Origin of the sequence: Enterobacter sp. N18-03635 (assembly GCF_004006055.1) — a bacterium.
GTDB lineage: Bacteria > Pseudomonadota > Gammaproteobacteria > Enterobacterales > Enterobacteriaceae > Enterobacter > Enterobacter vonholyi.
On record NZ_CP034769.1, the window covers coordinates 1,543,922 to 1,556,253 of the forward strand.

Annotated in this window: 11 protein-coding genes; 10 read left to right on the forward strand and 1 reads right to left on the reverse strand. The window is 55.0% G+C overall.

What is annotated here, in order from left to right:
- The first annotated feature begins 19 nt into the window (after positions 1–19).
- From rpsA to ELK40_RS08045, 9 genes are all read left to right on the forward strand, one after another.
- Positions 20–1,693 (forward strand): 30S ribosomal protein S1, encoded by a 1,674-nt coding sequence (gene rpsA, locus ELK40_RS08005; protein WP_008499966.1) that lies wholly within the window; start codon positions 20–22, stop codon positions 1,691–1,693.
- 170 nt (positions 1,694–1,863) lie between these two features.
- Positions 1,864–2,151 (forward strand): integration host factor subunit beta, encoded by a 288-nt coding sequence (gene ihfB, locus ELK40_RS08010; protein ID WP_008499965.1) that lies wholly within the window; start codon positions 1,864–1,866, stop codon positions 2,149–2,151.
- Between the two features lie 214 nt (positions 2,152–2,365).
- Positions 2,366–4,630: a ComEC family protein gene (locus tag ELK40_RS08015; RefSeq protein WP_127730267.1), complete on the forward strand. Its 2,265-nt coding sequence runs from the start codon at positions 2,366–2,368 to the stop codon at positions 4,628–4,630.
- A gap of 36 nt (positions 4,631–4,666) precedes the next feature.
- The gene (gene msbA / locus ELK40_RS08020; protein WP_111964565.1) at positions 4,667–6,415 is read left to right on the forward strand and encodes a lipid A ABC transporter ATP-binding protein/permease MsbA; all 1,749 of its coding nucleotides are present in this window, start codon (positions 4,667–4,669) and stop codon (positions 6,413–6,415) included.
- Positions 6,412–7,422, forward strand: coding sequence for a tetraacyldisaccharide 4'-kinase (lpxK, locus tag ELK40_RS08025; protein ID WP_127730269.1), 1,011 nt, complete (start codon positions 6,412–6,414; stop codon positions 7,420–7,422). Before msbA ends, lpxK begins: the two co-directional genes overlap by 4 nt.
- An 11-nt stretch (positions 7,423–7,433) precedes the next feature.
- Positions 7,434–8,663 (forward strand): winged helix-turn-helix domain-containing protein, encoded by a 1,230-nt coding sequence (locus tag ELK40_RS08030; RefSeq protein ID WP_127730271.1) that lies wholly within the window; start codon positions 7,434–7,436, stop codon positions 8,661–8,663.
- A 45-nt stretch (positions 8,664–8,708) separates the two neighbouring features.
- Positions 8,709–8,891 carry a protein YcaR gene (gene ycaR / locus ELK40_RS08035; RefSeq protein ID WP_006174474.1) on the forward strand — a complete coding sequence of 61 codons (183 nt, stop codon included), beginning with the start codon at positions 8,709–8,711 and terminating at the stop codon, positions 8,889–8,891.
- On the forward strand, positions 8,888–9,634 hold the full coding sequence (gene kdsB / locus ELK40_RS08040) for a 3-deoxy-manno-octulosonate cytidylyltransferase (protein ID WP_127730273.1): 747 nt from the start codon (positions 8,888–8,890) through the stop codon (positions 9,632–9,634). Before ycaR ends, kdsB begins: the two co-directional genes overlap by 4 nt.
- Before the next feature lie 142 nt (positions 9,635–9,776).
- The gene (locus ELK40_RS08045; RefSeq protein ID WP_111964561.1) at positions 9,777–10,670 is read left to right on the forward strand and encodes a YcbJ family phosphotransferase; all 894 of its coding nucleotides are present in this window, start codon (positions 9,777–9,779) and stop codon (positions 10,668–10,670) included.
- On the opposite strand, the gene elyC is transcribed toward ELK40_RS08045, so the two are convergent.
- The gene (gene elyC, locus ELK40_RS08050; protein WP_063408037.1) at positions 10,647–11,426 is read right to left on the reverse strand and encodes an envelope biogenesis factor ElyC; all 780 of its coding nucleotides are present in this window, start codon (positions 11,424–11,426) and stop codon (positions 10,647–10,649) included. The two genes, ELK40_RS08045 and elyC, sit on opposite strands and share 24 nt — an antisense overlap.
- Before the next feature lie 124 nt (positions 11,427–11,550).
- Between elyC and cmoM the strand changes: the two genes are divergently transcribed.
- Positions 11,551–12,330: a tRNA uridine 5-oxyacetic acid(34) methyltransferase CmoM gene (gene cmoM, locus ELK40_RS08055; RefSeq protein WP_023311004.1), complete on the forward strand. Its 780-nt coding sequence runs from the start codon at positions 11,551–11,553 to the stop codon at positions 12,328–12,330.
- Positions 12,331–12,332 lie beyond the last annotated feature (2 nt).

Here is a 12,332-nt window from a genome sequence, read left to right on the forward strand (position 1 = left end):
ATTAACCTGAAGATTAAACATGACTGAATCTTTTGCTCAACTGTTTGAAGAATCCTTAAAAGAAATCGAAACCCGCCCGGGTTCCATCGTTCGCGGTGTTGTTGTTGCTATCGACAAAGACGTAGTACTGGTTGACGCCGGTCTGAAATCTGAGTCCGCCATTCCGGCAGAGCAGTTCAAAAACGCCCAGGGCGAGCTGGAAATCCAGGTTGGCGACGAAGTTGACGTTGCTCTGGACGCAGTAGAAGACGGCTTCGGTGAAACCCTGCTTTCTCGTGAGAAAGCGAAACGTCACGAAGCTTGGATCACGCTGGAAAAAGCTTACGAAGAAGCTGAAACTGTGGTCGGTGTTATCAACGGCAAAGTTAAAGGTGGCTTCACTGTTGAGCTGAATGGTATTCGTGCGTTCCTGCCAGGTTCTCTGGTAGACGTTCGTCCAGTCCGTGACACCCTGCACCTGGAAGGCAAAGAGCTTGAGTTCAAAGTAATCAAGCTGGACCAGAAGCGTAACAACGTTGTTGTTTCCCGTCGTGCCGTTATCGAATCTGAAAACAGCGCAGAACGCGATCAGCTGCTGGAAAACCTGCAGGAAGGCATGGAAGTCAAAGGTATCGTTAAGAACCTCACTGACTACGGCGCATTCGTTGACCTGGGCGGCGTTGATGGCCTGCTGCACATCACCGACATGGCGTGGAAACGCGTTAAGCACCCAAGCGAAATCGTGAACGTGGGCGACGAAATCACTGTTAAAGTGCTGAAGTTCGACCGCGAGCGTACTCGTGTATCCCTCGGCCTGAAACAGCTGGGCGAAGATCCATGGGTAGCTATCGCTAAGCGTTACCCAGAAGGTACTAAACTGACTGGTCGCGTAACCAACCTGACTGACTACGGCTGCTTCGTTGAAATCGAAGAAGGCGTTGAAGGTCTGGTGCACGTTTCCGAAATGGACTGGACCAACAAAAACATCCACCCATCCAAAGTTGTTAACGTTGGTGATGTAGTGGAAGTAATGGTTCTGGATATCGACGAAGAACGTCGTCGTATCTCCCTGGGCCTGAAACAGTGCAAAAACAACCCATGGCAGCAGTTCGCGGAAACCCACAACAAGGGCGACCGTGTTGAAGGTAAAATCAAGTCTATCACTGACTTCGGTATCTTCATCGGCCTGGACGGCGGCATCGATGGCCTGGTTCACCTGTCTGACATCTCCTGGAACGTTGCAGGCGAAGAAGCAGTTCGTGAATACAAAAAAGGCGACGAAATCGCTGCAGTTGTTCTGCAGGTTGACGCAGAGCGTGAGCGTATCTCCCTGGGCGTTAAACAGCTCGCAGAAGATCCGTTCAACAACTGGGTTGCACTGAACAAGAAAGGCGCAATCGTAAACGGTAAAGTAACTGCAGTTGACGCTAAAGGCGCAACCGTAGAACTGGCTGACGGCGTTGAGGGTTACCTGCGCGCTTCTGAAGCTTCCCGTGACCGCGTTGAAGATGCCACTCTGGTTCTGAACGTAGGCGACGACGTTGAAGCTAAGTTCACCGGTGTTGACCGTAAGAACCGTGCAATCAGCCTGTCTGTTCGTGCTAAAGACGAAGCTGATGAGAAAGATGCAATCGCAACTGTTAACAAACAGGAAGATGCAAACTTCTCTAACAACGCAATGGCTGAAGCTTTCAAAGCAGCTAAAGGCGAGTAATATCAGGTTCTCAGCATCATTTGCGCTGTAACGCATTTACAGCGTGAAGGATGAGGAGCAAACTTGACAGATTGCAGGATTCGTCCTGTAATCAATAACAAAGGGCGGCTACGGCCGCCCTTGTTTAATGAGCTGTTCAGCTAATTGGTTTGAAAGGAACCGGAGGAATCATGACCAAGTCAGAATTGATTGAAAGACTTGCCAGTCAGCAACCGCATATCCCTGCCAAGGCAGTGGAAGATGCCGTAAAAGAGATGCTGGAGCATATGGCCTCCACTCTTGCCCAGGGCGAGCGCATTGAAATCCGCGGTTTCGGTAGTTTTTCTCTGCACTATCGTGCTCCACGTACCGGGCGTAACCCGAAAACTGGCGATAAAGTCGAGCTGGAAGGTAAGTACGTTCCACACTTTAAGCCGGGTAAAGAACTGCGCGATCGCGCCAATATTTACGGTAACTGAGTTTAGCCAGCCGGTTAAACTGGGTTCGAAAGAAAGCACCTGCGGGTGCTTTTTTTGTGTCTGTCGCTTTTATTCTGAAGATGTCCCGCATTTTCAGTTTCGTTTTCTGTAAGCCGATAAAAACAACACAGCGCGCGCTGTAAAACGCATTCTTCTCATCTGACATTTCGCACTGCTTGCATACATACTGCCGCTCTGAAACAGGGAGGTAGCAATGGGAATTCCCACGCTTAGTATCTGCGCCATTCTGGCGATAGCCCCGTTACTCTGGTTACCTGAACTGCCATCACCTTACACCGTGTGGGTCATGGTGGCTGGCGGGATAGTGCTTGCTGCATGGCAAAACCATCGAGTGAAGTATGCTGGTATTACGCTGTTATTTTGTGCGTGGGGCATTCTGGCCGCGCAGGAGAGCGTCTGGCCGATGCAGCATTTAACCACGGGGGCTGTGCAGGCTGAGGTAGAGCTCACATCGACCGACGGCGCTACTCTGCATCAGGGAAACATTCGTAGCATTGATGGCAAGCGATGGTGGGCTTCAACCGGCGTAACGCTGTATGGCAACTATCTGCCACAGAAAGCGTGTGCCGGTCAGCGCTGGACCATGACGCTCAGGCTCAGGCCTGCCCATGGCGAACTGAACGACGGCGGTTATGATTCTCAGCGCAGCGCCTTTGCCCAACATCAAACGCTGAGTGGGCGCTTCACCCGTGCTGAACTCGTCGATGGGCGCTGCAGCCTGCGAGCGCAATACCTGATGTCACTGCAAAACCGACTTTCTGCTTACCGCTGGGGTGCGGTTATCCTCGGACTGGGGATGGGGGAACGTCTGGATGTTCCCCGGGAAATAAAAGACCTGATGCGTGAAACCGGGACGCTGCATTTGATGGCGATTTCGGGCCTGCATATCGCGCTGGCGGCATCCCTCGTCTGGTTACTTGCACGTGGACTCCAGTTTTTATTACCCAGCCATCGGGTCCACTGGCAAATGCCTCTCCTGGCTGGGTTATGCTTTGCCGCCTTCTATGCCTGGCTTACCGGTCTGCAACCTCCTGCGCTACGAACGGTCATCGCGCTTGCTGTGCTTGCAATGTTGCGGATCGCTGCCCGCCAATGGTCTCCCTGGCAGGTATGGGGATGCTGTATCGCAGCGATCCTGATAAGCGATCCCTTAGCCGTACTTTCGCAGAGTCTTGCCCTGTCTGCATTTGCCGTCGCCGCGCTGATTTTCTGGTTTCAGTGGCTGCCTCTTTCAGACTGGCAACGGGCTCGACGTATACGGCCGCTGCTGAACCTGCTCTCTCTGCAGGTCGGTATGCTGATGCTGCTGATGCCATTACAGGTTCTGATTTTCCATGGCTTCAGCTTCACCTCACTGGTCGCGAATCTCTTTGCCGTTCCTCTAGTGACGTTTGTCTCCGTACCGCTGATCCTGCTCGGCATGCTGCTTCATCTGCTGCCGCTGGAAGCACTGGAAAGCGTTGTCTGGTTTGCAGCCGATAAGTCACTTGCGGGGCTATTCTGGCTCCTCATGCGCCTGCCTGATGGCTGGCAGAGTGTAGATCAACGCTGGCAGTACATGACACTACTGCCCTGGCTTATCATCATTGGCTGGCGTTTTCGTGCCTGGAAAACCCTTCCCGCCGTTTGTTTTGCAGGAAGTGTTTTACTGACATTTCCTCTCTGGAGAACGGAAAAAAGCGAGAGCTGGACTCTACATATGCTGGATGTGGGGCAGGGGCTGGCAATAGTCATTGAACGGCAGGGGAAAGCCATTCTCTATGATACCGGGCTCGCCTGGCCGGGCGGGGACAGCGGACAGCGGTTAATTATCCCGTGGCTTCGCTGGCATCACCTGCGGCCTGAAGGCGTTATTCTCAGTCATGAGCACCTCGACCATGCGGGAGGCCTCGCATCGTTGCAAAAAGCATGGCCTGACCTGTGGGTAAGAAGCCCATTGCGCCTGGCGGGGCATCACCCCTGTTTTCGCGGGGAGAGATGGAGATGGCAGGGACTCTCCTTCACCGTACACTGGCCCCCTGAAAATTACCCGGCTCAGGGAAACAACCATTCCTGCGTGGTAAAAATCGACGACGGTGAGCAGAGTGTTCTGCTAACAGGAGATATTGAAGCGCAGGCGGAACAGGCTATGCTTAGCCATTACTGGCGTTATCTGACCTCTACCCTCATACAGGTGCCCCATCATGGCAGCATTACTTCTTCTTCCTTGCCGCTGGTACAGCGCGTGGAAGGTAAAATCGCCCTGGATTCAGCGGCCCGCTATAACGCATGGCGATTCCCGTCAGCAAAAGTTGTCCGACGCTATCGAAAAGAGGGGTATATCTGGCACGATACCCCTCATTCTGGACAAATATCGGTGACATTCTCGCAACATCACTGGCAAATCCGGCGCTTGCGAGAGCAATTTTTACCCGTTTGGTATCATCAGTGGTTTGGCGCGCCCGTCGATAACGGGTAGAATATGCGGCTATTTCAACGAATGCTGGTTTTTTGAATGCATAACGACAAAGATCTCTCCACGTGGCAAACCTTCCGCCGTCTCTGGCCGATGATTGCGCCCTTTAAAACAGGCCTGATCGTGGCGGGAGTAGCGTTAATCCTCAACGCAGCCAGCGATACTTTTATGCTATCGCTTCTCAAACCGTTACTGGATGACGGTTTTGGTAAAACGGATCGCTCAGTGCTGCTATGGATGCCTCTGGTGGTTATCGGACTGATGATCTTACGCGGTATCACCAGCTACATCTCCAGTTACTGCATTTCCTGGGTATCCGGGAAAGTGGTGATGACCATGCGCCGTCGCCTGTTCAGCCACATGATGGGCATGCCGGTCTCGTTCTTTGACAAACAGTCTACCGGGACGCTGCTATCGCGTATTACCTACGACTCCGAGCAGGTTGCCTCCTCGTCCTCAAGCGCACTGATCACCGTTGTGCGTGAGGGTGCGTCAATCATCGGCCTGTTCGTGATGATGTTCTATTACAGCTGGCAACTGTCGCTCATCCTTATCGTTCTGGCGCCGGTAGTTTCTATTGCCATCCGCGTCGTCTCAAAGCGCTTCCGCAATATTAGTAAGAATATGCAGAACACGATGGGGCAGGTTACCACTAGCGCGGAACAGATGCTGAAAGGGCATAAGGAAGTGTTGATCTTCGGCGGTCAGGAAGTCGAAACAAAACGCTTTGATAAAGTCAGCAACAAAATGCGTCTTCAGGGGATGAAAATGGTCTCAGCCTCTTCCATCTCTGACCCGATTATTCAGCTGATTGCGTCACTGGCGCTGGCATTCGTCCTGTATGCGGCAAGCTTCCCAAGCGTAATGGAGACGCTGACTGCAGGTACCATCACCGTGGTCTTCTCCTCAATGATCGCCCTGATGCGTCCGCTGAAATCCCTGACAAACGTCAACGCCCAGTTCCAGCGTGGGATGGCGGCCTGTCAGACCCTGTTCAGCATTCTGGATTCCGAGCAGGAAAAAGATGAAGGTAAGCGCGTCATTGAGCGTGCAAACGGCGACGTTGAGTTTCGCAATGTGACCTTTACCTACCCTGGCCGCGAAACACCGGCCCTGCGTAATATCAACCTGTCCATTCCGGCGGGTAAAACCGTGGCGCTGGTAGGCCGTTCCGGCTCGGGTAAATCGACCATTGCCAGTCTGATCACCCGTTTTTACGATATTAACGAAGGTGAGATCCTGTTAGACGGGCATGACCTGCGGGAGTATACCCTTCAGTCGCTGCGTAACCAGGTTGCTCTGGTTTCTCAGAACGTGCATCTGTTTAACGATACGGTCGCCAACAACATCGCTTACGCGCGCACTGATGAGTACAGCCGCGAGCAGATTGAGAACGCCGCGCGTATGGCCTACGCAATGGACTTTATCAATAAGATGGATAACGGCCTGGATACGATAATCGGTGAGAACGGGGTACTTCTTTCTGGCGGTCAGCGTCAGCGTATCGCCATTGCGCGTGCGCTGTTGCGCGATAGCCCGATTCTGATTCTGGACGAAGCGACCTCTGCGCTGGATACGGAATCAGAACGTGCTATTCAGTCTGCGCTGGATGAGCTGCAAAAGAACCGTACCTCGCTGGTGATTGCACACCGTCTGTCGACTATCGAGCAGGCTGACGAAATCGTCGTGGTTGAGGACGGTATCATTGTTGAACGCGGAAGCCATGCTGACCTGCTGGAGCACCGCGGCGTTTACGCCCAGCTTCATAAGATGCAGTTTGGCGAATGATTGCACGCATTTGGTCCGGTGAGAACCCGCTGTGGCTGCTGCTTTTGCCGCTATCCTGGCTATACGGCCTGGTAAGCGGCATTATCCGTCTGCTTTACCGTCTGGGGCTGAAGCGTGCCTGGCGCGCGCCGGTGCCGGTTGTGGTTGTCGGTAATCTTACGGCAGGGGGCAACGGTAAAACGCCGGTGGTGATCTGGCTGGTGGAGCAATTGCAAAAACGCGGCATCCGCCCAGGGGTGGTATCGCGCGGATATGGTGGCAAAGCGGCGCGTTATCCGCTGCTGCTGACGGCGGAAACCACGACAGCCGAAGCGGGTGATGAACCGGTATTGATTTTCCAGCGTACCGGCGCGCCGGTTGCGGTCTCTCCTGTGCGCAGCGACGCCGTTCAGGCGCTGCTTGCCGAACAGGCGGTACAAATCATCATCACTGACGATGGCTTGCAGCACTATGCCCTGGCGCGTGATAAAGAGATCGTGGTCATCGACGGTGTTCGCCGTTTCGGTAACGGCTGGTGGTTGCCTGCCGGCCCTATGCGTGAACGTGCTTCGCGACTGAAGTCCGTTGATGCGGTGATTGTGAACGGTGGAGAGGCAAAATCGGGTGAAATCCCGATGCACCTGCAGCCGGGTCTGGCGGTCAACCTGGCGACGGGTGAACGCCGGTCGGTTGCTGAGCTACCTTCACCGGTGGCGATGGCGGGAATTGGTCATCCCCCGCGCTTCTTCGCGACGCTGGAGCAGTGTGGTGCCCGGCTTGAAAAACGCGTTCCGCTGGCCGACCACCAGGCGCTGGTGGAAGGGCAGATTGACGCCCTGACTGTGCCCGGACAGTCGCTGATCATGACCGAAAAAGATGCGGTAAAATGCCGTGCCTTTGCGAAAGATAACTGGTGGTATCTGCCGGTTGACGCTGAACTCAGCGGCGAGCAGCCGGAACACTTGCTCCAGGAACTGATTGCGTTGGTGCAGGAAAGGCTTACGCGGTTCCGGTGGCGCTTAGACTGACAGGAAAACGCATGTCATTACCGCAACTCTCGCTTTCAGCCGCACGTCATTTACACCTTGCCGCGCAGGGGCTGCTCAAAAAGCCCCGCCGCCGCGCACAGCCTGCCGATATTCTCTCTACCGTCCAGCGCATGTCGCTGCTTCAAATCGACACCATTAACATTGTGGCCCGTAGCCCTTACCTGGTCCTGTTTAGTCGACTGGGGAATTATCCTTTGCAGTGGCTGGATGAAGCGCTAAGCAAGGGGGAGTTAATGGAGTACTGGGCGCACGAAGCCTGTTTTCTGCCCCGCAGCGATTTTGCCCTGGTTCGTCACCGCATGCTCGCGCCGGAAAAGATGGGCTGGAAATACCGACAGGCGTGGATGCAGGAGCATGCGGCTGAAATTGAGCAGCTCATCGCGCATATTCAGGAAAACGGTCCCGTCCGCTCTGCCGATTTTGAACACCCGCGCAAAGGCACCAGCGGCTGGTGGGAGTGGAAGCCGCACAAACGTCATCTCGAAGGGCTGTTCACCTCAGGTAAAGTCATGGTGATTGAGCGGCGTAATTTTCAGCGCGTCTACGACCTGACGCATCGCGTGATGCCGCACTGGGACGACGAGCGTGACCTGCTTACCCAGGAGACTGCCGAGGCCATCATGCTGGAGAACAGCGCCCGCAGCCTGGGGATTTTCCGCTCCCAATGGCTGGCAGACTATTACCGCCTTCGCCAGCCCGCGCTGAAACCGCTGCTGGACATCTGGCAACGCGAACAGCGCATCATCCCCGTCACGGTGGAAACGCTGGGCGAAATGTGGCTGCATGCGGATCTCCTCCCGCTGCTGCCTCTGGCCCTGGAGGGGAAACTTCAGGCAACCCACAGTGCGGTGCTGTCGCCTTTCGACCCAGTCGTCTGGGACAGAAAACGCGCCGAGCAGCTGTTCGATTTTAGCTACCGGCTGGAATGTTATACCCCGGCTCCAAAGCGCCAGTACGGCTATTTTGTTTTACCGCTGCTGCACAAGGGGCAACTGGTCGGGCGTATGGATGCCAAAATGCACCGCAAGACCGGAACGCTTGAAATCATTGCGCTTTATCTGCAAGAAGGCGTCAGGGTGACGGCGAGCCTGGAAAAAGGGTTAACGTCCGCCATTAGCGAATTCGCGTGCTGGCAGGGTGCCCGCGACGTGACGCTGGGCCGGGTACCCGATGGATTGTTTACATCCTGTCGAAGTGGCTGGGAAACAGGCACGCCCTGAAAAGGGAATGTGTTAAGCTTTAGCGATTACCCATACGGAGGAACTATGGATCACCGTTTACTTGAAATTATTGCCTGCCCGGTATGCAACGGCAAACTCTACTACAGCCAGGACAAACAGGAGCTGATTTGCAAGCTGGACAGCCTGGCTTTCCCGCTGCGTGACGGCATTCCGGTACTGCTTGAAAATGAAGCCCGCTCCCTGGTAGCAGAAGAGAGCAAACCATGAGTTTTGTTGTCATTATCCCTGCGCGTTATGCCTCAACGCGTCTGCCGGGTAAACCGCTGGTGGATATCAACGGCAAGCCGATGATTGCGCATGTTCTTGAACGCGCGCGTGAATCCGGTGCCGATCGCGTGATTGTTGCTACCGACCATCCTGACGTCGCCCGTGCGGTTGAGGCAGCAGGCGGTGAGGTATGCATGACCCGCGCCGATCACCAGTCCGGCACCGAACGTCTGGCGGAAGTGGTTGAGAAATGTGGTTTCAGTGATGATACGGTCATCGTAAACGTGCAGGGTGACGAGCCGATGATCCCCGCTGTCATTATCCGTCAGGTGGCCGAAAACCTGGCCCAGCGTCAGGTCGGAATGGCCACGCTGGCGGTACCCATTCACCACGCTGAAGAGGCATTCAATCCGAATGCGGTGAAGGTCGTCATGGATGCGGAAGGCTATGCGCTCTATTTCTCCCGAGCTACGATTCCGTGGGATCGCGATCGCTTTGCGCTTTCTAAAGAGACCATCGGTGATACCTTCCTGCGTCATATTGGCATCTACGGCTATCGCGCCGGCTTTATTCGCCGCTATGTGGCCTGGGCGCCGAGCCCGCTGGAGCATATCGAAATGCTGGAGCAGCTTCGCGTGCTCTGGTATGGCGAGAAAATTCACGTTGCCGTTGCTGAGGAAGTTCCCGGCACGGGCGTAGACACCCCTGAAGATCTTGAGCGCGTTCGAGCCGAATTGCGTTAATCTTACCGGCATCTCTCCGCAGGGAGAGATGCACTCTCCGCTTTATTTTTCACTTTCTTTTTCCTGATTGATCTCTTCCGGGTGACATCTTCATTAAGGACGCTCATTATAAAAGCAGTAGTCTTAATGGGGGTAATCTCATATGGAACAGCTGCGTGCCGAACTTAGCCATCTGCTGGGTGAGAAATTAAGCCGGGTAGAATGCGTGAGTGAAAAGGCCGATACCGCGCTTTGGTCATTGTATGACAGTCAGGGCAACCCAATGCCGCTGATGGCCAGAAGTTTCACCTCGCCGGGAGTAGCCAGGCAGCTTGCATGGAAAATGTCGATGCTGGCGCGGGAGGGGACCGTCCGTATGCCGACGGTGTACGGCGTGATGACCCACGAGGAACACCCCGGCCCGGACGTGCTGCTGATTGAGCGTTTACGCGGTGTGTCCGTTGAAGCGCCTGCGCGCACGCCGGAACGCTGGGAGCAGTTAAAAGACCAGATTGTCGAGGCGCTGCTGGCCTGGCACCGTCAGGATAGCCGCGGACTTGTTGGTCCGGTCGACAGCACTCAGGAAAACCTGTGGCCGCAGTGGTACCGCCAGCGGGTGGAAGTGCTCTGGGGGACGCTTAACCAGTTCAACAATACCGGTTTAACCATGCAGGACAAACGCATTCTGTTTCGCACCCGCGAGTGCCTACCGGCACTGTTCGACGGCTTTAATGACAACTGCGTTTTGATCCACGGTAATTTCACCCTGCGCAGCATGCTCAAAGATGCCCGCAGCGATCAGCTTCTGGCGATGCTCGGGCCGGGGATCATGCTCTGGGCTCCGCGTGAATATGAGCTCTTCAGGCTCAGCGACAGCGGGGCGGCGGAAGGTTTACTGTGGCATTACCTTCAGCGCGCCCCTGTTGCGGAAGCATTTCTCTGGCGGCGCTGGCTCTACCTGCTCTGGGACGAAGTCGCGCAGCTGGTGAACACCGGACGTTTTAATCGCGCAAACTTCGATCTGGCAACAAAATCACTGTTGCCCTGGCTCGCCTGACGATCCTTTCAGCCACTGCCAGAGGCGTCCAAGCGTCTCATAGCCGACGCGGTCGCTATGCATCAGCCACGCCGGGGAGGGGATAGCCCGCTCCCACGGGTTGAGCGGCGCGTCAACGGCCATCTGGTTTGCCGGCGCGGGAAGCGGGTGCAGGCCTTGCTTCTCAAAGAAAATCATCGCGCGCGGCAGGTGTGAGGCGGAGGTCACCAGTAAGAACGGGGCATCGCCAATCGCCTGCTTCACAGCGGCAGCCTCTTCTTCGGTATCTTTTGGGCTGTCGAGAGTGATTATTGAAGAACGCGGTACGCCGAGCGATTCCGCGACCCTGGCGCCCGCTTCAGCCGTGCTCACCGGGTTCGTTTTGGCCGCCGCGCCGGTGAAGATCATTCTTGATCCCGGATTCGCCAGCCAGAGGCGAATACCTTCGTTCAGCCGCGGCAGGCTGTTGTTGATCAGGTTTGAACTGGGGGCCCAGTCAGGATCCCAGGTATATCCGCCGCCCAGCACCACGATGTACGCCACTTTCTGCTTTCCCTGCCATGTCGGGTACTTGTTTTCGATGGGGCGTAGCAGACCATCTGCCACCGGTTGCAGGCTTAGCAGCAGCAAGACTAACCAGCCGAGCGTGATAAGCGTTTTGCCACTTTTCTGAAAGCGACTGAACCACACCAGCGCCAGCCCCAGCGCGATGATGATGAGCAGCAGCGGAAGGGGAAGCATCATCCCTCCAATGTATTTCTTAAGGGTAAAAAGCATCCTTTTTGGTTCCTTTTTTGACCATATAGCAGGTGATTACCCGTGATATTACACCAGAGAGGTTCATTCTCCGCGCGGGTGTGACAAAATAGCGGTTTTGCAGTTAGCGAGTGGAACTCTCCCAATGCGGGATCGCAATTTTGATGACATCGCGGAAAAGTTTTCGCGCAACATTTATGGCACCACGAAAGGGCAGCTCCGTCAGACGATCCTCTGGCAGGATCTGGACACCATTCTGGCTACGTTCGGTGGTCAAACGTTGCGCGTGCTGGACGCCGGTGGCGGTGAAGGGCAGACGGCCATAAAAATGGCTGAACGCGGTCATCACGTCACGCTTTGCGATCTTTCTGCTGAAATGGTCGCCCGGGCGACGCGTGCGGCAGAAGAGAAAGGTGTGAGCGACAACATGCATTTTATACAATGCGCCGCTCAGGACATCGCACAGCATTTGGAAACCCAGGTTGATCTGATATTGTTTCATGCGGTGCTGGAGTGGGTTGCCGATCCGCAAAGCGTGTTACAAACCCTGTGGTCGATGTTGCGCCCGGGCGGCACGCTGTCGCTGATGTTCTACAATGCTAACGGCTTTCTGATGCACAACATGGTTGCAGGAAACTTCGACTATGTTCAGGTCGGGATGCCCAAAAAGAAAAAGCGCACGCTTTCCCCGGACTATCCGCGCGATCCACAGCAGGTTTATGGCTGGCTTGAAGCGATTGGCTGGCAGATAGTCGGGAAGACGGGCGTCAGGGTGTTTCATGATTATCTGCGTGAAAAACACAAACAGCGTGACTGTTTTGACACCTTAACAGAATTAGAAACGCGGTATTGCCGTCAGGAGCCTTTTATCAGCCTTGGCCGCTATATTCACGTCACCGCGCACAAGCCGCAGATGCAAGGATAACC

What these genes read in the sequence shown, in the direction of transcription:
- rpsA (WP_008499966.1), top strand. Translation starts at nt 20, where the DNA reads ATGACTGAATCTTTTGCTCAACTGTTTGAAGAATCCTTAAAAGAAATC.
- ihfB (WP_008499965.1), top strand. Translation starts at nt 1,864, where the DNA reads ATGACCAAGTCAGAATTGATTGAAAGACTTGCCAGTCAGCAACCGCAT.
- ELK40_RS08015 (WP_127730267.1), top strand. Translation starts at nt 2,366, where the DNA reads ATGGGAATTCCCACGCTTAGTATCTGCGCCATTCTGGCGATAGCCCCG.
- msbA (WP_111964565.1), top strand. Translation starts at nt 4,667, where the DNA reads ATGCATAACGACAAAGATCTCTCCACGTGGCAAACCTTCCGCCGTCTC.
- lpxK (WP_127730269.1), top strand. Translation starts at nt 6,412, where the DNA reads ATGATTGCACGCATTTGGTCCGGTGAGAACCCGCTGTGGCTGCTGCTT.
- ELK40_RS08030 (WP_127730271.1), top strand. Translation starts at nt 7,434, where the DNA reads ATGTCATTACCGCAACTCTCGCTTTCAGCCGCACGTCATTTACACCTT.
- ycaR (WP_006174474.1), top strand. Translation starts at nt 8,709, where the DNA reads ATGGATCACCGTTTACTTGAAATTATTGCCTGCCCGGTATGCAACGGC.
- kdsB (WP_127730273.1), top strand. Translation starts at nt 8,888, where the DNA reads ATGAGTTTTGTTGTCATTATCCCTGCGCGTTATGCCTCAACGCGTCTG.
- ELK40_RS08045 (WP_111964561.1), top strand. Translation starts at nt 9,777, where the DNA reads ATGGAACAGCTGCGTGCCGAACTTAGCCATCTGCTGGGTGAGAAATTA.
- elyC (WP_063408037.1), bottom strand. Translation starts at nt 11,426, where the DNA reads ATGCTTTTTACCCTTAAGAAATACATTGGAGGGATGATGCTTCCCCTT.
- cmoM (WP_023311004.1), top strand. Translation starts at nt 11,551, where the DNA reads ATGCGGGATCGCAATTTTGATGACATCGCGGAAAAGTTTTCGCGCAAC.